Here is a 19,502-nt window from a genome sequence, read left to right as displayed (position 1 = left end):
CGGCAGAGCCTTTTGAACCACACCCGGCACCCCTGGGCGGGTCAACCATACGAAGGGCTCACCGCATCCCGCAGAACAACGTAGGGAGCCTTTTCCGACCTGGCGGTGACGACTACGGGTTGGACCCTCCTGCGCAACGGCGAAGCTCCGGGCAGACGGGTTCTCGACCAAGATCACCCATGTCTGCCAGGAGCTTCACGTGCTTGTCCAGGGCTTGCCCCGTGATGATCGATCCCTGGGTTGTCGGCCGGCGGCGAGGACGGATTCCGCGACGGACGTGCGTGCGTACAGCACCGAGCGGCCGGCCCGGTGGGCGGTTACGAAGCCGGCATTGCGCAGTGCTGTGAGGTTCTGGGACACCCCGGCCTTGGACATTCCGGTGCGGTGAGCCAGTTCTGTCGTCGTGGCCGGAGTTTCCAGTTCGGTGAGCAGGAGGGTTCGCGCCCGGCCGAGCACGGCGACGACAGCCGCGGTACTGGTGATGGTGCGGCGTTCCCACAGCATGCCGGTGCCGCGGGCGCGGTAGGCGAGTTGCGGCGGCTCCGGCGGAGCGACCCGCGTGGACAGGCCCGGCCCCTTGAAGGCAGAAGGAATCAGAAGCAGCCCTGCGCCCGCCGTCTCCCGGGACAGGGACCGTGGCCAGCGGACCAGCCGCAGGACGTCGTCGCTCCAACTGACCTGCGGATGCAGTGCGTTGAAGAGGTGGCCGGCTCCGTACTGCGAGACCTGCCGGGCACGGTGGAAGACGTCGGCGTCCAGCACCGTGCGGATACGCGCCCAGTAGGGAGCGAGTGCCAGCTCCCAGTAGGTCTCGATCTCCTCCGCGACCCGTGCCATGCGGGTGCGTGGATCGGCATACAGGGACCGCAGACGGGGTCCGATGCCGCCCTGGTGGTGTCCGAGGTGGTCGAGGTCCTTGCGAATGCGGTCGGCAGGAGAAGCCACGATCGCGGCCAGCTCCTCCGCCAGCGTGGGGACCGGCCCGGCGGGTGCCGGGTTGAGGAAGTCCGGGGCGTAGCCCGAGGCCGGGATCAGTTCGGCGAGCCACGCCTTGTCCAAATCGGCAGCCGCGACCCGTGGCCGCACCTGCTCCAGCCAACGTCGGTGCACGGGATCCGCGACACCGGAGGCCAGCAGCCGGAAGCTGCTCCCGACCTGCCACATCGGGGAGACGGCGAACCGCACCTGCGCCACATCTCTCGCCGAGAACGCAAGCTCCGACAGGAGTCCCCCTCAAGGGTTCACGTATACCTGAATCAATGGCGGCCACCATACCCGGCGGAAATCATTCCGGCATGACCTCAGAGACGATCACCGCCGCCGCATCGGGAACCTGGAAACTGGGAGACCTGACGGTCAACCGGATCGGCTTCGGGGCGATGCGCCTGCCACAGACCGGCAAGGCGCTCGTACCCGACGCCGTCCCGCGCGACCGAGAGCAGGCGATCAGCGTGCTTCGCCGCGCCGTCGAGCTCGGCGTGAACCACATCGACACCGCTGCGTTCTACTTCTCCGGGCTGCGCTCAGCCAACGAACTGATAAACCGAGCCCTGGCCCCCTACCCGGAAGACCTCGTCATCACCACCAAAGTCGGGCAACCACGCGACCCGTCAGGAGCATGGCTGCCCCACGCCAGGCCACAGGAGTTGCGCGGACTGGTCGAGGAGAACCTGCGACAGCTCGGCCGTGACCACCTGGACGTGGTGAACCTGCGCATCGTCGGCACCGGTTCGGTCGCCGAGCGCTTCGGTGCGCTGGCCGAACTGCGCAAGGCCGGGCTCGTTCGCCACCTTGGTCTCTCCAACGTCCACCCCCACCACCTCACCGAGGCCCAGGCCATCGCGCCCGTGGTCTGCGTGCAGAACATGTACGGCCTCGGAGTACGGCCCGACCAGGACGCGTTCGTCCGCACCTGCGGCGAGCAAGGTGTCGCCTTCGTGCCGTTCTACGCAATCGCCGCCACCGGAGGCCAAGCCGGGGCGATCGACAGTGACCATTCGGAGATCCTGGCCGTCGCCCGGGCGCGGGGAGCCAGCCCCTCCCAGGTCCGGATCGCCTGGACCCTGCACCGCGGCCCGCACGTGCTGGCCATCCCAGGCACAGGTGACCCGGGCCACCTGGCATCGAACGTGGCCGCAGGCGCCCTCCGGCTCTCCGGGGACGAAGTTGCCGTCCTCGACTCCTTGCACCGCCAGACTCTCTGAGTGGCGCTCAAGGGCTGCCCAACGGCGTACCGCACATCGCCCGTTCTGCGTGTGAGAGCTCCTTGCTCGTGTTTAGTACTCCAGCAGCGGTTTGTTTCCTGAGCTGCGTTTCCGGTGGTGGCAACGGTGGGCGATGGCCTGTCGGCGTCTTCTCCAGACGGGCCAGTTCAGTACGTGGGTGACGGGGGCGCGGTTGGCTCTTGGGGGAGGCAGGAGAGTGTCCAGGAGCCGGCGGATCTCTGCCACGGTGAGTGGGACGAGGGCTGATCCGTTTCTGCAGCCCCCTTTGCGGCCTCGCCGCCGGTCTGGGCGGCGAGTGCGGTAAGGACGGCGTGGGCGAGGTAGTAGGCGATCTCGCCGGGGTCGGACAGACTGCGGCGGGCCAATACCCAGCGGTGATGGGTCGGCGGATCCGGGTCGAAGACGATGTTGGCGGGGAGTTTCGCCGCGGCCCAGTCGTAGACGCGCGGGCCCTTGGCCCCGTCGCCGCAGGACAGTCGCCGCCAGGCATCGACGGGGGCTTCGTCGATCATCTGGTCGATGCGCCAGGCGCCGGCCAGGGACTTGATCTGCTGGGACTTGGGCACCGCGACGACGTAACCCAAGCCGAGTTGTTCGAGCAGGCGGCGGAAGTTCCAGTCCTGCCCGTACGCCTCGTCCGCAGTCACCCAGGCAGCCGGCAGACCTGCGGCCAGGCAGCGGCGGACGATGTCTCTGGCCGGCTCGCCCTTGGTCGCGAAGCCGCGTTCATCAGGGATCTTCGCCACCCGGCAGCGCTCGCGGCCGGATGTCCAGGCCTTCGGCAGATACAGCTCCCGGTCCACCAGAGCCCGGCCCGAACCGGTGGCATAGGCGGCGAACACACCGATCTGGCAGTTGTCGGTCTTCCCCGAGGTGCCGGTGTACTGCCGGCCGACCCCGGCCGAGGTGGTGCCCTTCTTGACGAACCCGGTGTCGTCGATTACGACCACCTGTGCCGTTGGCTCCGCTCACGCGGCATTCGTCACCGCTTCGCCCGCAGAGGCGTCGAATCCTCCACGCGGCTGGGCCGGCATCGCTGGACGATCGAGCGCACGATGTCCTGGCTGGGCGGCTGCCGCCGCCTGCACCGCCGATACGAGCGCAAGGCCGAGCACTTCCTGGCCTTCGCCGGGATCGCAGCCGCCCTCATCTGCTACCGCAGGCTGGTGGCCTGACGGGCAGCGCCCGGAGGTGGGACGATCCACAGCGTGATCGAATGGATGCACCACACCCCGCGTTGGGCGGTCATTCTGGTCTGCGCCATCGCAGCCGTCCTGCTCTTCGTCGGCGCTTCCGCGCACGTCACCGACCTCCTCAGCCACGGTCTGCACCCCTACGACTGGGCACCGGGCTGGCTCAACCTCTACTGGTCGTCGCTAGCGCTGTTCGACGCGCTCGCCGCCGTGTTCCTGATCCGGGGTAAACGCCGGGGAACGGACCTTGCCTGCGCCATCATGGCGACCGACCTAGCCGCCAACTGGTACGCGGTCTACGGCATCCAGCACAGCAGCCTCGCCGCTCAACCTGGCCTTCAACGACTGACCGTCTTCGCCGCACTCGTCCTGGGAACGGCACCGTTCATCCGACGACATCTTTCCAGGCTTGCAGTTCGCCCTGGCCGCGTTCGCGGCGGTGCGGGATGACCAGGCCGATGCCGCGGTAGCCGCCCTCCGCGATGACCGTGGTCCTGCCGACGGCCTCCTTCGCGCCGGACAACTCCCACGCCTTGCAGTCGTTGCGGTCACCAGGCACGGGCCGCCCCACCGCTACGACTGGTCGCTTCGGGGCGCTCTCGAAGACCTGCACGGGGCTCTGATGAGCATCTGGCAGCGCTGGGCGTCCGACATGCGCGGTCACGGGATCGACTCCGGTCCGGCTGCCCGCGCGGGAAGGGGGGCACATGTGAAGCCCGACCGGGCGCAGATTGTAAGAATTTTCAGCCAAACGAGCGATCGGGGCCGAAACAGTGCCAACGAGTGCTCTCCGGCCGCCGTCACCGGGCGCGATGAGGGCAGGGGGGTAAAGCGGAGTGCTTCTACCTACTTTCAGAACAGGCGGTTGACGACGCTCCTTTGTGCGAGGAAGCCCTTTCGGGGCGAGGGCGAACGATGGCACCCTCACCGGATTCCGAGATTCCTCATGCAAGCTCTTCTTGCGCAAGATGGCGAAATATATTTCAGACGCAGCTCCTCGGGCCTAACGTCGTGTCCCGTCCCCGGACCTTTTCCGCGGCTCACCGGCCGCGCTGTCCGCCCCTGACGGAAGGACCCACCGTGCTGAGAACACGCTCACTCCTCTGGTCGGCCGCCATAGGGCTGCTGTCCTCCGCGGCTCTCGCCGCTCCGGTCGCCGCCTCCGACGGCGATCCCGCTCCCGATGCCCCCGATTGCGTGCAGGTGTCCGCCGGCTGGCGCTACACCTTCGTCACCAACGGCTGTGACTCACCCCAGTACCTGACGGTCCGCTACGCCGACGGCACCGACGTGCCGTGCAGGAACGTCTCCCCCGGGGACTCCGCGACTTTCCCCGGCTACGGGACCCAGGGGAACCGGGTGCTCGGCCCGGACCTCTGCCCCACCGCCTGAGAGCCGCACCGTCTTCCGGCCTCCCGGCGCCTTCCGGCCGAGCGCCCCTGCCGCACGCCGGGAGCGGTGCGGTGGAGAGGCGGGTTACCTTCAATCCCACGGCGGCAAACAAGCAAGGGCAAGCCGGCCAAGCGACCTGAGACCCCCGATCCGGGACCGGCTCGGGAACTGTTCCCCCGGATCCTGCGTCACCTACTGGATAGGTAGTCGGCTGGTGGGGAGATCCGGATGAGAGCGCGGACGATGATGCGCGTCGTGGTATCGGCCTGCACGGTGCTGGTGGTGTGCGCGTGCGGTCCGGAAAAGCAGAAGGAGGGCGTGGACGCGAAGCCTTCGCAGCCGTCGGCGTCCACGCGGGCGAAAGAGCCGTCCGCCACGCCGTCCGCCTCCGCTCGGACCGGGAAGCCGTCGGCTGCCCCGACTGGTAACCAGGCCGCGCCCAGGACGAAGGAGCGCGCGATCCAGCGGTACGAGCAGTACCTCCACGCCCTGGGCCACGAGGACATCGACACGGTCTGCGAAGTGGCCGGGCCCGGCGCGAAGAAGGCACAGGACGAGGGATTCGGTCCGTGCACGTCGACGTACCTGATTGTGTTCCAGATGATCTCACCCGCGCAGAAGAGGGCCCTGCAAACCGCGACGGTCGATCCTCAGCGCATCACCGTGCACACTCTCGACAGGATCGAGATGCCGCTCGAAGCGGTCAGGGTCTCTGCCACCTTCACCGAGAGCGACCTCGGCAGCTACACCCTGGAGTACCTCAAGAACGATTACTACATCACCGACGGAAAGTGACGCGCCGTACGCGGAGCCGCCTGGCGGTAGGAACGGACTCATCTCCCGCGAAAGCCCCGGGGGCTGTCCGTCCCGGTCCGGAAGAAGGGCAGGAAGAGTCTGCCCGCAGGGTACGAGACCAAGCCCGGGGCGGCCTTCGAACACATGGACCGGCTGTGATTCCTCCGTGAGCCCAGCCGGGTGTTCGTACCGAGGAATGCATGCCGGGTACGGGGTGTGACCCTGCCCGCTGTCGGCACCGATCGGGGGTCGCGTCGACGGCCGTTCCTGGCCGAGGCGACCGACTTCGCCGAAGCCGCCGGCCTGATGCGTCACCTCGGCACCGCTTGCTTCACCGTCCTGTCCACCTCACAGGCCAGCGTCCCGCAGAGACACTCGGACTGCGTACCGGCTGCTGCCCCGGCCCGGGAGACGGGCGCCCACTGATCTACGGACACGCCTTCAAGACCGCTCGCGACGAAGACGGCGACCGCCTCTCCCGCGGCCAGATGCGCGATGCCCCCGGGTCGCCATTCCGCCGGCCGTGCGCGTCATCCAGGTCCTCGAACGGATGGTGCCCGCCGACAGCCTCCTCTTCGGCGCCGCCGCCCACGGTTTCCCCGAGCACCGCACCTGCTCGGGAGCGCTGAACCGGCCCACCACGAACCGGCGGATCGAGGACTTCATCACCTGGGCATCCGCTCTGGCCGTCCGAACCGGCCGCCTCTACGAAGTGATCCCCGAGGACCCGCACGGCGCCGTCGGCCCGAGCGGTTGCGCCGAACTGCGGCCTGGCACATCGCGCGGCGCCCCTTCCCAGGCCGCGCGGTCACCGTGGGTCAGGGCAGCGATCCGGCGGACCGCGTCCATGGTGGCTTCCTGGCCGGCGGCCGCGAAGCGGACCGCGGAGGTCGATGCCCGCATCAAGGAGCCGTTTCCGGCTGCTCGTTGGCTGACCTGGAAACGGATCGCGGCGGCGAGGTCCCAGGGCATGCCGTTGGTCAGGACGTCTTCGGTCTGCAGGCCGATGTCCTTGGGGTCGGATGCTGCCCACCGCTGGAAGCGGGCGAAGATGTCCGGCAGATCCAGTCCGCCCCGCTCCAGCAGCGACTCCGCGACCAGGATGGCCATCTGCGTGTCGTCGGCGGCCTCGCCGGGGTCCCAGCCACCGCCTCCGCACATCTCGTCACCGGCACCAGGCGCGGGAAACCGCGCGGAGAACGCCCCCTGGGGACCGGACTCGAAGGGGCCACCCAGCGCGTCTCCCACCGCTGAGCCGACGATCACGCCGACGGCCCGCTGAACCCACTTCATTCGCGCAGGTTATCTGTGCCGCGCAGACGGCCTCCTCGTGAATCGGAGTGTGTTCGTCCACCCTGCTTGGCTCAAGATCCACCGGACCACCCGGGTAGCGGGCCGGAATGTGGTGGGGGTGCCCCCCGGAGGAAGCCGGTGGGGCACCCCAGTGCGGTCCGCGCCAAGGGGCACCAAGATCACTGGAACGGCTCACAAGCCCCCACACGCAAGGAGCGGTCAGCATGGACGGATACAGAACGCCGATCGGCCGGCGAAGGCTGATCTCACTCACGGGAGTGCTCGTCGCCACGACGCTGGCCGCCCCCGCGGTCGCCGCGCCACCGGCCGCGCGAGCGGTCTCTACCGCTCCTACCGCATCGGCCGTGTCCGCCGACTCCGGCGCGGCGAATCGGGAAACGGCCCTCATACGGTCCCTGGAGCGGTCCGCACACCCACTGCGTTCCACGGAGCCCGGCGGCCGGACCACGGACCTGCGGGCGCTGAGCGCCATGGTCGGCGACGCGAAAGTGGTGGGTCTCGGCGAGGCCACGCACGGTTCGCACGAGTTCTTCGCCATGAAGGAACGCGTCTTCCGACACCTTGTCGAGGAGCGGGGCTTCGCCACCTTCGCCCTGGAGATGAGCTGGTCGGCGGGGCTCAGGATCGACGAGTACCTCCAGGGCGGTCCCGGCGACCCGCGGACGATCGCGGAGGAGACGCTGGCCGGATCCCCGTGGGAGCGTGAGGAATTCGTCAGCCTGATCGCCTGGATGCGCGAGTACAACCGACGCCACCCCGGCCACCGGGTCCACTTCATGGGGGACGACCTCGGAGCGCCCGAGCTCGACGACCACATCTTCGAGCGCGTGCTGTCGTCCGTCGGCAGGACACGGCCCGAGGCACTTCCCCGGCTCACCGAGCTGTACGCCGGGCTGCGACCCTTCGACGACATCTTCGGCTACCTGCGCAAACCGGTCGCGGAACGCGAGGAGAACGCCGCACGCGCCCAGGAGGCACTCGACCTGGTCGCGGAGCACCAGGAGGCCGCCGGCGGCGACTACGCGTGGACGGTGCAGCACGCCCGGAACATCGCGCAGACCTTCGCCTTCGCCACCGTCGACCTCGCCGACCCGAGCTCGGTCACCGCCGCCGAGAGCCTGCGTGACCAGGCCATGGCCGACAACGTGCTGTGGTGGCAGCGCCACACAGGCCACAAGATGCTTCTCTCGGCCCACAACGGCCACATCGGATACCTCTCGACCCATCCGGACATGTACCCGCGGACCCAGGGCGCCGTGCTGCGCGACCGCCTGGGCCGCGGGTACGCCGCGATCGGCTTCAGCTTCGCCGGCGGCTCTTTCCTCACCAAGGACGCTTCCCTCGACGGGGACTGGAAGCCGGTCACCGTCCCGGCGGCGCGCACGGGCATGAACGAGCACGTCCTGGACCGGGTCGGGTACCGGGACTTCTACCTCGACCTGCGGACCGCGCCCGCAACGGCCCGCGCCTGGCTCGACCGCGCCCGGCCGGTCTACGACGCCGGCTCGACCTTCACTCCCGACCCTTTGCCCGTCCTCGCCCTCGGAAGGGCCTACGACGTCCTCATCCACCTCCACCGGGTGAGGGCGGCCGACCGGCTCTGACACGAGGGTGCGGCCCGTCGCCCTCCGCGCCGGACCGGAGGGCGGGACCGGGGCCGGGGGAGCAGGGAGCCGGACCCGGCTCTGCCCGGCGTCGCTCACGCGGGCTCGTCGTCGGCCGTGCCGTGGAGCAGGAACGCGCCGCGCTGCTGCCTGAGGCTGCGAACGCGGAAGATCTGGGCCATCGAGAACCGCGGCGGAAGTTACGCGGTAAGCCGCGGTCCGCACCCGGGAACCGCGGAAGACACCCCTGGCGGACGATCACGTGCTCCCGGTCTCCGCACCGCTGGCCTGGCCTGTCTCCGGCTCTTCAGCTTGCGTCGGTTCTCCTGGCTCGGACGGTGATCCTCGCGTGGTCGTACCCACCGGGCTCAGGCGACGGGTGGTAGGTGATCGTGAACGTTCGCCGGACGTCGCCGAAGCGGTCGGAGTACCTCACCTTGGACGTGCTGGTGCCCTTCGCCTCGGCAGTGATGCCGTACGTACGAAGGAAGTCCTTGACGCCCGAGTCCTGGCTGCTGCCCACTTCATACCGCAGCACCGCGGTGCCGTCCTTCTCCGTCTTGGCGTACGTCGGTATGTAGTAGCGCCCCGCCGATTGCTGCTGATCGTGGTGCATCCCCGCCTTGCGCTCCACTGCCTCCTCCGGACTGTCACCGGCCGGCGTGAGCAGCGCGACGGCCGCCCAAGCGATCACGCCGAGCGTCCACACCACGCACAGGGCCAGGAACCACACCAGCCACCTGCGCCGACGGGGATGAGTGGGCCCCTACGCGTACTCACCCGTTCCATGTGCGTACCTCACTCTGCCCGCCCATGTCGTACTCCTTGGCCTGACCCGACTGGTGGAGCCTGGCCGTCTGGGCGTCCGGCACATTGCCCATCGCGGATACCGGAGTCGCCTTGTTCGCGTCCCAGTTGTAGCGGTCGTACACGTGGGTCTGGTAGCGCATGGTGGTCCTGGGCTCGCCGTCCGGACCCGGGACGACCTCGACCTGGGCGACCGTGTTGTAGTGGAAGGAGCCGACCGCGTGATACCAGTCGGGGTCCTTCTCGGCGGTCCAGCCCTGCCGGCCGGTCTGCTGGACGTACTTCACGGGCTTCCCGGCGTGTGGAAGCGACGCGGAGGGCTCTCATTGAGCGATGTAGCCGCCGTCGACGGGGAGGGCGATGCCGGCGTTGTTGTCCTCGATGTCGGCGAGGCCGACGGCCGCGCCCGCTTCGGCGAAGGCGCGGGCGGTGGCCAGGCCCATGCCGGAGGAGGCGCCGGTGACGAAGGCAACCTGGCCGGTGAAGTCGTAGGTGGGGTTCATGCGGTCTTCTCCCGTCGGGAGCTGAGCGGCGGATGGGGTGCGGGTGTGTGTCAGTGCTGCGACGGCGCAGTTGACGTCTCGTCGTTCCGTGTACGGACCGCAGTGGTGCGCTGGGCGACGATCCGCGTGCGCCGGTGTGTGCCGCTGAGCGCGAGGGTGACGAGGGGGAGCAAGGTGAGGGTCGTGAAGACGGCGCCGGTCAGGACGGGTCCGGTCAGGCCGAAGGAGGTGTCCAGGGCTTGGCCGGCGAGGGCGGAGCCGGCGGCGATGCCGGTGTTGTAGGCGGAGGTGGTCAGCGCCGAGGCGAGCGTGGGGGCGTCGCCGGCGAAGCGGACGGCGAGGGAGGTGACGACGGGGTTGACGCTGAACCCGGCCAGGGCCGTGAGGAAGACCAGGGCGACGGCGGTGACGGGACCGGCCGACAGCGGGATCAGCAGGAACAGGGCCAGAGCGGTGACCGCGGCGGCGGTGAGGGTGGTGGCCATGGGGCGGCGGTCGCCGAGCCGGCCGCCGATGGCGGTACCGCCGAGCGCTCCGAGCCCGAAGACCACCAGGACCAGCGGGACGGCCCCGGCCGGGATGCCGGTACGGTCGGTCAGCAGCGGGGTGATGTAGGTGTAGGTGGCCAGGACACCGCCCATGATCAGGACGGCGGTGGCCAGGGCCAGCCACAGCCGGCCCTGGCGCAGGGCACGGACCTCGGCCCGTACCGACACCTCGGCCCGCTGCTCGACGGCGGGGATGAAGCGGCCGACGAACACGGCGGCCAGGGCGGCGAGGACGGCCAGTGCCCAGAAGGGACCACGCCAGCCGGTGTACTGGCCGACGAAGGAGCCGATCGGCACGCCGATGACGTTGGCCAGGGTCAGGCCGCCCATCATGACGCCGACGGCCCGGGTGGCCCGGGCCGGGCCCGCGGCGGCGGTGGCGATGACGAATCCGACGGCCCAGAACGCGCCGGTGGCCAGCGCGGTCACCACCCGGGCGGCCAGGACGACCGTGAAGGAGGAGCTGAGCGCGGCGGCGACGTGTCCGATGGCGAAGACGGCCAGGGCCAGGACGAGGGTCAGGCGCTGGGGCAGGCGCAGGGTGGCCAGGGCCATGGCCGGCCCGCCGACGATCATGCCGACGGCGAAGGCGGTGATCAGCAGACCGGCGTGCGAGACGCTCACGTTGAGGTCGCCGGCGATCTCGGGGAGCAGTCCGGCGATGACGAACTCGGTGGTGCCCATCAGGAACGTGCCGGCGGCGAGCACCCAGACGACGAAGGGCAGCTTGCCCGTGGGGGTGCTGGCTGCGGGAGGCATACGGGTACTTCTCTTCCTCGGGAAGGGGAGGGGTGGGGTGGGGTCAGGAGGTGGCTTCGATGGTGATGCGGCCGGCCCCGCCGAGCTGGTCGGCGCTGACGTCGAGGTGGCCGAGGACGAGCAGGTCGGCGGAGGCAGCAGGCCCGTCCTGGTAGAAGAGGGCCAGGTTGCCCCAGGGCGCGTAGTAGGCGATGTCGCCGACCTTGGCCGCGGCCGGTTCGGGGGCGCCGGAGGTGTCCAGCTTGCGTGGCAGGTCGGCTACCCGCTCCGTGCCGTGGAAGTCCTCCAGGTCCAGGGTGAGCGGGAGGAGTTCGGCGAAGTCGCGGGCGGCGGAGCTGTCGTTCAAGGTGGCGTCGACGGGGCGGCCGTCGAGGGTGACCCGGATGTCCATGGCGGTGCTCCTGTCGGAGGCGGGCGACGAAGTGGCTGCTGCGGAGGACGGTGCGGTGGATGCTGCCGTCTCCTGCTGCCCCGCAGACGCCGAGGCGGAGGACGCGGCGGGCGGCGTGGCTTCCTGCGAGTCGCTGGAACAGGCGGTCACGGCCAGCAGCAGGGCGGCTGCCGGGGCGAGGCGGGCCAGACCGCGGCGGGCTGCGGAGCTCATGAAGGGGATCTCGGGGGTCGTCATGCGGGCAGGGGCCCGGCGTAGTACCGGAAGGTACCGCGCTCGGTGTGGAGGGCGTACAGGCGCTCGGCCAGCACCGTCGGACTGGAGTGTTCGGCGCCGGGGCGGATGGCGCCGGGGATGATCAGCTGGGCGGCGTGGATGTTGTCCGGGGCGAGGGCGTCGTGGAGCATCGCGGCATAGGCGCTCTCGGCGGCGAACGCGATCGAGGTGCCGGCCGCGTCGGGGTTGGGGCGTACGGCGCTGGAACCGTTGACGAACAGCAGCGTGCCGCGTCCCAGGTCCCGCATGCCGGGCAGGACTGCGTTGACGCAGGTGACTGGGCCCTGACGGAGAAGGCCAGCGGGTCGTCCAGGTCGGCGGCGGTGGTGTTCAGGACCGGCTTCATGAAGTCGGCGCGGGGCACGGGGCTGTACTGCAGGACTTCGATCACACCGAGCGTGGCGGTCGCGGCGTCGAGGGCTGCGGTCAGGGCCTGGTGGTCGCGTACGTCGGCGGCGAAGCCGCGGGCGTGGACACCGTCCCGGTCCAGCTCGGCGGTCAGGGCGTCGAGGCGGTCCCGGCTGCGGGAGACGAGGGCGATGTCGAAGCCCTCGCGGCCGAAGCGGCGGGCGGCCGCCAGCCCCAGACCGGAGCCGGCACCGACCAGGGCGAAAGTGGTCACGGTGAGCCTTTCACACGAGGAGATGGACGAGCAGGCCGCAGGGGCGGGCCGGAGCCGAGGTCAGCCGGTCACCGGGGCAGCGGTGTATTCCCCGTCGGTGACGGGGTTCAGCCAGTGCACGACGGCGTGGTCGTCGTCGCCCTCGTTGATGGCCAGGTGAACCATCAGCCGGTTCGGCGCGGCGCCGTGCCAGTGCTCCTCGTCGGCCTCGAACAGGACGCGGTCACCGGGCCGGATGACCTCCACAGGGCCGCCGCGGCGCTGGCACAGGCCGACGCCTTCGGTGACGAAGACGGTCTGGCCCAGCGGATGGCGGTGCCAGTGGGTGCGGGCGCCGGGCATGAAGTGCACCAGGGACGCGGTGACCCGGGACGGGACGGGCGCGGCGGCGACGGGGTCGATGTAGACGTCGCCGGTGAACCGGTCGGCCGGGCCCTTGACGGTGTCGATCGAGCTGCGGGTGATCTGCACGGTTGCTCCTTGTCCGGTGGAGGGAATCAGGGCTTGAGGAGGGTCTTGATCGCGCGGCGCTCGTCCATGGCCTGGTAGCCCTCGGCGACCTGTTCCAGGGGCAGGGTGAGGTCGAAGACCTCGCCCGGGTCGATCCGGCCGGTCAGGACGCGGTCGATGAGGTCGGGCAGGTAGCGGCGTACGGGGGCGGGGCCGCCGCGCAGGCCGACGTGGGAGTGGAACAGCTCCTCGCCGTCGACGGTCACGTCGTGGGGAACGCCGACGAAGCCGACGTTGCCGCCGGGCCGGGCCGCGTGGAGGGCCTGCCGCATGGCCTCGGCGGTGCCGACGCACTCCAGCACGCTGTCGGCGCCGATCCCGCCGGTCATGTCCTTGATCCGGGCGACGCCTTCCTCGCCGCGTTCGGTGACGATGTCGGTCGCGCCGAACCGAAGGGCGAGCTTCTGCCGGGGCTCGTGGCGGGACATGGCGATGATCCGCTCGGCGCCCATCTCCTTGGCGGCGATCACCCCGCACAGGCCGACCGCGCCGTCTCCGACGACCACGGCGGTGGAGCCGGGCTCCACCTCGGCGGCGTCGGCGGCCCACCAGCCGGTGCCCATGACGTCCGACAGCGCCAGCAGGCCGGGCCACAGCTCCTCGTCCGGCGTCTCGTCCACGGCGATGAGGGTGCCCTGGGCGTTGGGGATGCGTACGTAGTCGGCCTGGCAGGTGCCCATGAACTCGCGGTTCAGGCAGTTGGACTGGAAGCCGTTCTGGCAGTTCGAGCAGGTGTTGTCCGAGGTGGCGAACGAGCCGACGACGAACTGGCCCGGCTTCACGGCGGTGACCTCGGATCCGGCCTCCTCCACGAAGCCGACGTACTCGTGGCCCATCGGGTGGGGGGCGCCGATCGGCTCCGCACCGCGGTAAGGCCACAGGTCGGAGCCGCACACGCAGGTGACGGCCGTCCGGATGATCGCGTCGGTGGGCTTGAGGAGCCTCGGGTCCTCCAGGGTCTCGAAGCGGACGTCGCCGGGGGCGTGGATCACTGCGCCGCGCATGGGGTTCCTTACGTGGTGGGACGTTCGGCGCCGACAGGCACCGTGTGCGGTCATGGGCCCGGTACGGGTGGTGTCGCCGTCCCGTACCTCGGGCCGGGCACCCGTCCCCCGCCGTCCTGACGGCCGGGACGAGCGCCACGACATCCAGGTAACCGCCCTCGCGTACGGGCTGCCAGTCACCATCGAGAGGTGTACTGGCAGTACATCCCTCCCTCGGCGTGCCGGACGTACGGTCGTGGTGTGGACAACCATGAAGAGGTCCGCGAGTTCCTCACCTCGCGGCGCGCGAAGATCACCCCGGAGCGGGCCGGACTGCCCGCCGGCCCCCGCCGACGCGTTCCCGGCCTGCGCCGCAGCGAGGTCGCGGCCCTGGCCGACATGAGCGTCGAGTACTACGCCAAGCTCGAACGCGGCAATCTCGCCGGCGTCTCCCCGGCCGTCCTCGAAGCCCTCGCACGCGCCCTCCGGCTCGACGACGCCGAACGCGCCCACCTGGTGAACCTGGCCCATGCCGCCGACGGATCCGACGCCCTCACCCGGCCCCGCCGCCGGCGTACCAAGGACCAGTGGAAGCCGCACCGCAGCCTCCAGTGGACCCTGGACGCCATCTCGGCAGGGCCTGCGTTCGTCCGCAACGGCCGCATGGACCTCCTTGCCGCCAACCAGCTCGCCCGCGCCTTCTACGCCGACGTCTACGCCACGCCCCGTAATCAGGCGAACCTGGCCCGCTTCAACTTCCTCGACCCCGCCTCCCGCCGCTTCTACCCCGACTGGGACCTCTTCGCCGACGTCGCCGTGGCCATCCTGCGCACCGAAGCCGGACGCAACCCACACGACAAAGACCTGCACGACCTGGTCGGTGAGCTCTCCACCCGCAGCGATGAGTTCCGCACCCGCTGGGGCGCCCACAACGTCCGCCACCACGGCACCGGCACCAAACGCTTCCACCACCAGTCCGTCGGCGACCTCACCCTCGCCTACGAGGGCCTTGAGATGACCGCTGAACCCGGCCTCACCCTCACCATCTACACCGCCGAACCCGGCTCACCTTCCGAAGAGGGCCTGCGCCTCCTCGCCTCCTGGGCCGCGACACAAGAAACCGCCTCGGGTGCAGAACAACCGTCCACCAGCGGCTGATCACGGCTCCCGCGAGCCCGCGCTGCCGTGGCGCAGGCGGCCCGGTGCCACACGCGTCTTCGGGACGCTTCCCGGTGTGAATCCGGGAATCTCGTATGACACAGGCAGGAGATAGGTGACGCCTTCACAAGAAGCAGCCCGGGGGAGTGGTCCTGCGCACGTGAAAGTGACTGAAGTGGTGGAAAGCGGTCCGATTGGTGAGGCGAACCAGTCCGGTGCGGGCGCGACAGGGCGGCATGACCACTTCATCCCCGACCTCAGCAGGCGCAGTGGTAGCAACCGCACCATGGGGAGGAGTTAACTCCGCATCGGCGAAGGCCTCCACCATGGCGCCGGCCGCATCGTCACCGGCCACCCGGCCACTGGTCACGCCCCCGTGGCCGCCGCGGAGGCGGCCCGGCTCGGCGGCCACGGTTCAGGAAAGCGGCGAGGACCCCGACGGAACGTGGTCAGCGGCCGTCGATGAGTGCCTCGGCGAGGTCCGTGGAGAAGGACCCGGCCGGCAGGGAGCCCGCCGGGCACTGGGCGGAGTCGCCGTCCGAATCACCCGGGTTCTTGATCCACAGGAGGTACTCGGCGCCGCCCGTGCCGGCCCGGGAGGTCACACCCAGCTTGCGCCCGGCCGGGTTGCAGAAGCCCACGTGCCCGCTGCTCGGGACGCCCGGGGTCACATAGGCGCCGTTGCCGTTGCGTGCGGTGTCCACGACCCACCGGGTGTCGACGCCGAAGTCGGCCTTGAGCTGCGCCGCCAGCCTGCTGCCGTACTGGTTGGAGATCGGTGCGCGGCGCGCCCGCCTGCGGGAACGAGTGGGCTCTGCCCGATACGGCTGTACAGGGCACGCGGAGCCCTGTTCTCCGCGGAGGAACGGCCGGAGCTTCGCCCTGTCGGCCGCGCCGCACCCGGCGGGTCACCGCCGTGAGGGGCCCTGTCGCCGACCTGATGCCAGGCCCGAGCCCTTCCCTGTCCATGGCGCCGACTGGCATCCGATGGCGGAAAAACGGCTTCGCGTACCGCCACTGAGGAGGTGTGCCCCGTGGCCGGAACGAGGGGGCGGCTGTCCTCCGGGGGGCGCCGCCGGCCTCCGTGTCCGGCCCTCCGGGGCTCCTGGATCTGCCCCTGGCCGACGAACGGCGACCCCTTCCCGGCTCCCCTTGCCGAGCCGTATGCGTACGGGGGCGTTTGGCTGAAAGTCGCCGTTATGATGGCGGTGGCGTGCCTGCCTCGTGAAGGGCGGGCCGGGACGGCCGCGCCGGGCCGCATTTCTGATGCGTTATCACAAGCCAACCCCTGTGTGCACCTGACAAGTTGTCGAAATCCCCGACGCCGGGCATCGAAAATTGGATCTTGTTCGGGTGCTTCCAGCGCTCATAACCTCGCCGTAATCAGCTGTTCACCAGGGCGAGGGGGGATCCCCTGTGCCCGAACACCGGAGGACTTCATGGGGTTGAACGCGCAAGGCTTCACGATCATCAATACGCCGCCGCTCGACGAACACACCCTGTCGCAGTTCGAGAGTCTGCCGCTCGACCCGTACACCGGGTCCAGCCAGCGCTACCGCCGATTCTCCCAGTTCCGCCTCGTCCACGACGGGCAGTGGAAGCTGGAGCTGCTGCCGCACCGCCACTTCGCCCAGCCCCGCCAGTACAACGACCTGGTCGGCGGGCAACTGCGCACCCTGGAGCCGCTGACCGTGGATCCCACGCCGCTCATCGCCGCCGGGGCGGAGGCTCTGGACCTGGACAAGGGCACCGTGTGGCAGCTCAACATCCACCAGTGCCGGGTCGTTTCCACTCCGGACGTCGAGGGCGTGGCCGCGCCCGAAGGCCCGCACCGTGACGGCCACCGCTTCGGCATCGTCGCCGTCACCCGCCGCCACAACATATCCGGTGGCGAGACCCAGTTGATGCCGCTCGGCGGCGGCGAGCCGTTCTTCCGCACCACCCTCCAGGACGGCCAGGCCATCGCCTTCGACGATCAGGCGATGTTCCACCACGTGACCGACATCAAGCACCTCACGGACGAGGGCGGACACCGGGACGTGTGGCTGGTGGCGGTCAACCCGTGGGAACACCGCCGGTACGGCGAGGAGTACGAGGCAGAGGTTCTCGCGAGCAACGCGTCGTGACCGCCATGACCCAGACCGCTCCCACAGGTACCGCCTTGTCCGCTCCCGGCGCCGGGCCGGTCTACGACCGCATCGGTGTCGGTTACTCCGCCGTGCGCCGCCCCGACCGCCGCTGGGCACAGATCATCCGGGCCTCCTTGGGTGACGCCCGCACCGTCTTGAACGTCGGGGCCGGCTCGGGTGCGTACGAACCGTCCGACGTACGGGTCGTCGCGGTCGAGCCCTCACTCGAAATGCGCGCCCAGCGCGACCGGGACGCCGCTCCGTGCGTCATCGGACGAGCGGAGAACCTGCCCTTCGACGACCAGGCGTTCGACGCCGTCCAGGCCGTCCTGACCGTCCACCACTGGTCGGACCTGGAAGGCGGGGTCTCGGAACTTCTCCGCGTCGCCTCCCGCTTCGCCGTCGTCACCTACGACATGGACGTCCAGGCAGACTTCTGGTTCACCCGGGACTACGTCCCGGAGATCGCCGAGGCCGAACGCTCCCGGGTCCCCTCGCTGGACCGGCTCACCGCGCTGCTCGGGCCCTGCGAGGTCACCGAGCTGCCCGTCTGGCACGACTTCACCGACGGTTTCATGACCGCGTTCTGGCGAAGGCCGGAGGCGTATCTCGATCCCATGATGCGACGTGCCTGCTCGGCCTTCGCGCTGACCGACACGGAGGCGATCGAGCGCGGTGTCGAGCGGCTGCGCGGCGACCTGGCCTCGGGCGCCTGGCACCGCCGGTACGCCGACATGGTCACGCACGACCGCATCGACGCCGGATTCCGGCTGCTCACCGGCACTTCGCCCCAAGCAGCCGGACACCGGCGGACCACGACGGGGGAAAGGGCGGCCGTATGAGCGGCGCACTGCCGGACCCGGCCCCCGCGCCGGGCTGGGACTACGACCGGCTGGTCGCTCTCGCCGACCGTCACACCACCCCCTTCCACGTCCTGGACACCGCCCGGCTGGACCGGGCGGCGCAGGACCTGCTCGGGGCGCTGGGCGAACTGGCGAGGCCCGCCAAGGCCTACTACTCGGTGAAGACCAACTACCTGCCCCATCTGACCCGCCGGCTCGCGCGCCACGGCATGGGAGCCGACGTCGTGTCGGGGTACGAGCTGGAGGCAGCGCTCGCGGCCGGTTTCGCGCCGGCGGAGACGGTGTTCAACGGCCCGGTGAAGACCGAGGAGGAGCTGGCCCTCGCACTCCGGCACGGGGTGCGGGTCAACATCGACGGTGAGCACGAGATCGAGGTGCTGGAACGCCTCGCGGCCGCGGCCGGGCGGGACACGGTGGAGGTGGGGATCCGGGTCTCTCCCGGAGTGCCGGTCTCGACCTCCTCCGACCCCTCGTACCGGCTCCAGGCCGAACGCGCCGCCCTCCGCAACCGGTTCGGCTGGCCGGCCGGTTCGCCGCAGCTCGCCCGGCTCGTACAGCGCATCGCCGAGTCCCCGCACCTGAGGCTCACCGCTGTGCACGCCCACCTCAGCAGCCAGATAGTGCACCAGGAGCTGATGCTCGGCGCGCTGGAGAAGGTGCTCGGCGAGGCGGCGGAGCTGCACCGGCGGTTCGGGCTGCGCGAGGTCAACATCGGCGGCGGGTTCGGTGTCCCGGGCATCCGGCGTCCCCGCTCGGGGCCGCTGTCCGCGCTGTGGGGCCTGCACGGCGGCGACCCGGTGGCCGATGAGGAACCGTTCCTGGACACGGCGCTGCTGCTGTCGGACGTGGACAAGCACATGCGGGACCTGGGCCTGGACGGGGTGACCCTTGCCTGTGAGCCGGGCCGCTGGCTGGTCTCCGACGCGATGGCCATGGTGACCCGGGTGATGTCGCGGAAGGAGCTGCCGGAGGCCCGCTGGCTGATCGTGGACGGGGGCAACAACGTGGCCCCGTGGACCGGCAGTGGTGAGGTGCACCGGCTGGTTCCGATCGGCCGCGCGTTCTCGTCGGACCAGTCCAGCTGGTCGGTGGCCGGGCCGCTGTGCTACGAGAACGACATCCACTCCCAGGCTGTCGGCCTGCCGGACGACGTGCGGACCGGCGACCTGCTGTGCCTGCACGACACCGGCGCCTACTCCCTGGGCCGGAGCAACAACTTCATTCGGACCAGGGCCGCCGTCGTCGCCATCGACGGGGACCAGGAGCAGCTGGTCTGGCGGGCCGAGACCGGTGAGGACGTGTTCCGCCTGGCGGACCCAGCCCCCTTGCCGGCCGACGGAAACGCGGGACCTCCACGGTGATCAGGAGCTACGCGGAGCTGCTGAGGCTCCCGGGGGGGTGTGGGGGGCGGGGGGGCGCCCCGCCCGCCC

At 70.3% G+C, this 19,502-nt stretch carries 17 protein-coding genes and 6 pseudogenes; 10 read left to right on the top strand and 13 right to left on the bottom strand.

The features are described 5' to 3' along the window. Positions 1-195: 195 nt before the first annotated feature. Entirely contained in the window at positions 196-1,185 is a 990-nt protein-coding gene (locus ACWD0Y_RS32030; protein ID WP_450263791.1) for an ArsR family transcriptional regulator, read from the bottom strand. 110 nt (positions 1,186-1,295) lie between these two features. Here ACWD0Y_RS32030 and ACWD0Y_RS32025 point away from each other — a divergent pair, with 110 nt between their 5' ends. Next, positions 1,296-2,204, top strand: coding sequence for an oxidoreductase (locus ACWD0Y_RS32025; RefSeq protein WP_450263790.1), 909 nt, complete (start codon positions 1,296-1,298; stop codon positions 2,202-2,204). Between the two features lie 167 nt (positions 2,205-2,371). Here ACWD0Y_RS32025 and ACWD0Y_RS32020 read toward each other — a convergent pair. Beyond that, positions 2,372-3,175, bottom strand: a pseudogene (locus ACWD0Y_RS32020) (IS701 family transposase); the annotation flags it as partial. Between ACWD0Y_RS32020 and ACWD0Y_RS32015 the strand changes: the two are divergent. Both ACWD0Y_RS32015 and ACWD0Y_RS32010 read left to right on the top strand, forming a co-directional pair. Continuing rightward, positions 3,167-3,400, top strand: a pseudogene (locus ACWD0Y_RS32015) (transposase); the annotation flags it as partial. The pseudogenes ACWD0Y_RS32020 and ACWD0Y_RS32015 sit on opposite strands and share 9 nt — an antisense overlap. Before the next feature lie 33 nt (positions 3,401-3,433). Beyond that, entirely contained in the window at positions 3,434-3,868 is a 435-nt protein-coding gene (locus tag ACWD0Y_RS32010) for a hypothetical protein (protein ID WP_450263789.1), read from the top strand. Here the strand turns inward: ACWD0Y_RS32010 and ACWD0Y_RS32005 are convergent. Continuing rightward, positions 3,816-4,007, bottom strand: a pseudogene (locus tag ACWD0Y_RS32005) (IS5/IS1182 family transposase); the annotation flags it as partial. The gene ACWD0Y_RS32010 and the pseudogene ACWD0Y_RS32005 sit on opposite strands and share 53 nt — an antisense overlap. A 491-nt stretch (positions 4,008-4,498) precedes the next feature. On the opposite strand from ACWD0Y_RS32005, the gene ACWD0Y_RS32000 reads away from it, so the two are divergent. Both ACWD0Y_RS32000 and ACWD0Y_RS31995 read left to right on the top strand, forming a co-directional pair. After that, the gene (locus tag ACWD0Y_RS32000; protein WP_450263788.1) at positions 4,499-4,810 is read left to right on the top strand and encodes an alpha-amylase; all 312 of its coding nucleotides are present in this window, start codon (positions 4,499-4,501) and stop codon (positions 4,808-4,810) included. Positions 4,811-5,038: 228 nt separating this feature from the next. After that, entirely contained in the window at positions 5,039-5,605 is a 567-nt protein-coding gene (locus ACWD0Y_RS31995; RefSeq protein ID WP_450263787.1) for a hypothetical protein, read from the top strand. Positions 5,606-6,394: 789 nt separating this feature from the next. On the opposite strand, the pseudogene ACWD0Y_RS31990 reads toward ACWD0Y_RS31995, so the two are convergent. Next, positions 6,395-6,898 (bottom strand): annotated as a pseudogene (locus ACWD0Y_RS31990) (ADP-ribosylglycohydrolase family protein); the annotation flags it as partial. Positions 6,899-7,122: 224 nt separating this feature from the next. Between ACWD0Y_RS31990 and ACWD0Y_RS31985 the strand changes: the two are divergent. Next, positions 7,123-8,523, top strand: a complete 1,401-nt coding sequence (locus tag ACWD0Y_RS31985) for an erythromycin esterase family protein (RefSeq protein WP_450263786.1) — start codon at positions 7,123-7,125, stop codon at positions 8,521-8,523. A gap of 307 nt (positions 8,524-8,830) precedes the next feature. On the opposite strand, the gene ACWD0Y_RS31980 is transcribed toward ACWD0Y_RS31985, so the two are convergent. The 8 genes and pseudogenes from ACWD0Y_RS31980 to ACWD0Y_RS31945 form a co-directional block, all read right to left on the bottom strand. Continuing rightward, complete coding sequence (locus tag ACWD0Y_RS31980; protein ID WP_450263785.1) at positions 8,831-9,256, bottom strand: hypothetical protein; 426 nt, start codon at positions 9,254-9,256, stop codon at positions 8,831-8,833. A gap of 43 nt (positions 9,257-9,299) precedes the next feature. Beyond that, the gene (locus ACWD0Y_RS31975; protein WP_450263784.1) at positions 9,300-9,617 is read right to left on the bottom strand and encodes a hypothetical protein; all 318 of its coding nucleotides are present in this window, start codon (positions 9,615-9,617) and stop codon (positions 9,300-9,302) included. A gap of 87 nt (positions 9,618-9,704) precedes the next feature. Next, positions 9,705-9,833 (bottom strand): annotated as a pseudogene (locus ACWD0Y_RS31970) (SDR family NAD(P)-dependent oxidoreductase); the annotation flags it as partial. A 50-nt stretch (positions 9,834-9,883) separates the two neighbouring features. After that, positions 9,884-11,140 carry an MFS transporter gene (locus tag ACWD0Y_RS31965; RefSeq protein WP_450263783.1) on the bottom strand — a complete coding sequence of 419 codons (1,257 nt, stop codon included), beginning with the start codon at positions 11,138-11,140 and terminating at the stop codon, positions 9,884-9,886. Positions 11,141-11,183: 43 nt separating this feature from the next. Further along, complete coding sequence (locus tag ACWD0Y_RS31960) at positions 11,184-11,768, bottom strand: cyclophilin-like fold protein (protein ID WP_450263782.1); 585 nt, start codon at positions 11,766-11,768, stop codon at positions 11,184-11,186. Beyond that, a pseudogene (locus ACWD0Y_RS31955) lies at positions 11,765-12,429 on the bottom strand (SDR family NAD(P)-dependent oxidoreductase). The gene ACWD0Y_RS31960 and the pseudogene ACWD0Y_RS31955 overlap by 4 nt, the downstream one beginning before the upstream one ends. 60 nt (positions 12,430-12,489) lie before the next feature. Then, positions 12,490-12,900 (bottom strand): (R)-mandelonitrile lyase, encoded by a 411-nt coding sequence (locus ACWD0Y_RS31950; RefSeq protein WP_450263781.1) that lies wholly within the window; start codon positions 12,898-12,900, stop codon positions 12,490-12,492. Positions 12,901-12,926: 26 nt separating this feature from the next. Continuing rightward, the gene (locus tag ACWD0Y_RS31945) at positions 12,927-13,943 is read right to left on the bottom strand and encodes a zinc-dependent alcohol dehydrogenase family protein (protein WP_450263780.1); all 1,017 of its coding nucleotides are present in this window, start codon (positions 13,941-13,943) and stop codon (positions 12,927-12,929) included. 240 nt (positions 13,944-14,183) lie between these two features. On the opposite strand from ACWD0Y_RS31945, the gene ACWD0Y_RS31940 reads away from it, so the two are divergent. Continuing rightward, positions 14,184-15,080, top strand: coding sequence for a helix-turn-helix transcriptional regulator (locus ACWD0Y_RS31940; RefSeq protein ID WP_450263779.1), 897 nt, complete (start codon positions 14,184-14,186; stop codon positions 15,078-15,080). 449 nt (positions 15,081-15,529) lie between these two features. Here ACWD0Y_RS31940 and ACWD0Y_RS31935 read toward each other — a convergent pair whose 3' ends face one another. Further along, positions 15,530-15,856: a glycoside hydrolase family 6 protein gene (locus ACWD0Y_RS31935; protein ID WP_450263793.1), complete on the bottom strand. Its 327-nt coding sequence runs from the start codon at positions 15,854-15,856 to the stop codon at positions 15,530-15,532. Positions 15,857-16,519: 663 nt separating this feature from the next. Between ACWD0Y_RS31935 and ACWD0Y_RS31930 the strand changes: the two genes are divergently transcribed. From ACWD0Y_RS31930 to ACWD0Y_RS31920, 3 genes are read left to right on the top strand one after another with little or no spacing between them, the layout of a single operon-like run. Further along, a complete protein-coding gene (locus ACWD0Y_RS31930) occupies positions 16,520-17,206 on the top strand; it encodes a 2OG-Fe dioxygenase family protein (protein WP_450263778.1) in 687 nt (228 codons plus the stop codon). Positions 17,207-17,211: 5 nt separating this feature from the next. Beyond that, on the top strand, positions 17,212-18,051 hold the full coding sequence (locus tag ACWD0Y_RS31925) for a class I SAM-dependent methyltransferase (RefSeq protein WP_450263792.1): 840 nt from the start codon (positions 17,212-17,214) through the stop codon (positions 18,049-18,051). After that, positions 18,048-19,433 (top strand): diaminopimelate decarboxylase family protein, encoded by a 1,386-nt coding sequence (locus ACWD0Y_RS31920; protein ID WP_450263777.1) that lies wholly within the window; start codon positions 18,048-18,050, stop codon positions 19,431-19,433. The genes ACWD0Y_RS31925 and ACWD0Y_RS31920 overlap by 4 nt, the downstream gene beginning before the upstream one ends. Positions 19,434-19,502: the final 69 nt, after the last annotated feature.

It is taken from the genome of Streptomyces altiplanensis, assembly GCF_053591575.1.
The sequence above is the reverse complement of the archived record's forward strand: the minus strand, read 5'-3'. Positions and strand labels throughout refer to the sequence as shown.

Excerpts from the sequence above, each read along its gene's own strand:
- ACWD0Y_RS32025 (WP_450263790.1), top strand. The coding sequence starts at position 1,296 with ATGACCTCAGAGACGATCACCGCCGCCGCATCGGGAACCTGGAAACTG.
- ACWD0Y_RS31995 (WP_450263787.1), top strand. The coding sequence starts at position 5,039 with ATGAGAGCGCGGACGATGATGCGCGTCGTGGTATCGGCCTGCACGGTG.
- ACWD0Y_RS31985 (WP_450263786.1), top strand. The coding sequence starts at position 7,123 with ATGGACGGATACAGAACGCCGATCGGCCGGCGAAGGCTGATCTCACTC.
- ACWD0Y_RS31965 (WP_450263783.1), bottom strand. The coding sequence starts at position 11,140 with ATGCCTCCCGCAGCCAGCACCCCCACGGGCAAGCTGCCCTTCGTCGTC.
- ACWD0Y_RS31960 (WP_450263782.1), bottom strand. The coding sequence starts at position 11,768 with ATGACGACCCCCGAGATCCCCTTCATGAGCTCCGCAGCCCGCCGCGGT.
- ACWD0Y_RS31945 (WP_450263780.1), bottom strand. The coding sequence starts at position 13,943 with ATGCGCGGCGCAGTGATCCACGCCCCCGGCGACGTCCGCTTCGAGACC.
- ACWD0Y_RS31930 (WP_450263778.1), top strand. The coding sequence starts at position 16,520 with ATGGGGTTGAACGCGCAAGGCTTCACGATCATCAATACGCCGCCGCTC.
- ACWD0Y_RS31925 (WP_450263792.1), top strand. The coding sequence starts at position 17,212 with ATGACCCAGACCGCTCCCACAGGTACCGCCTTGTCCGCTCCCGGCGCC.
- ACWD0Y_RS31920 (WP_450263777.1), top strand. The coding sequence starts at position 18,048 with ATGAGCGGCGCACTGCCGGACCCGGCCCCCGCGCCGGGCTGGGACTAC.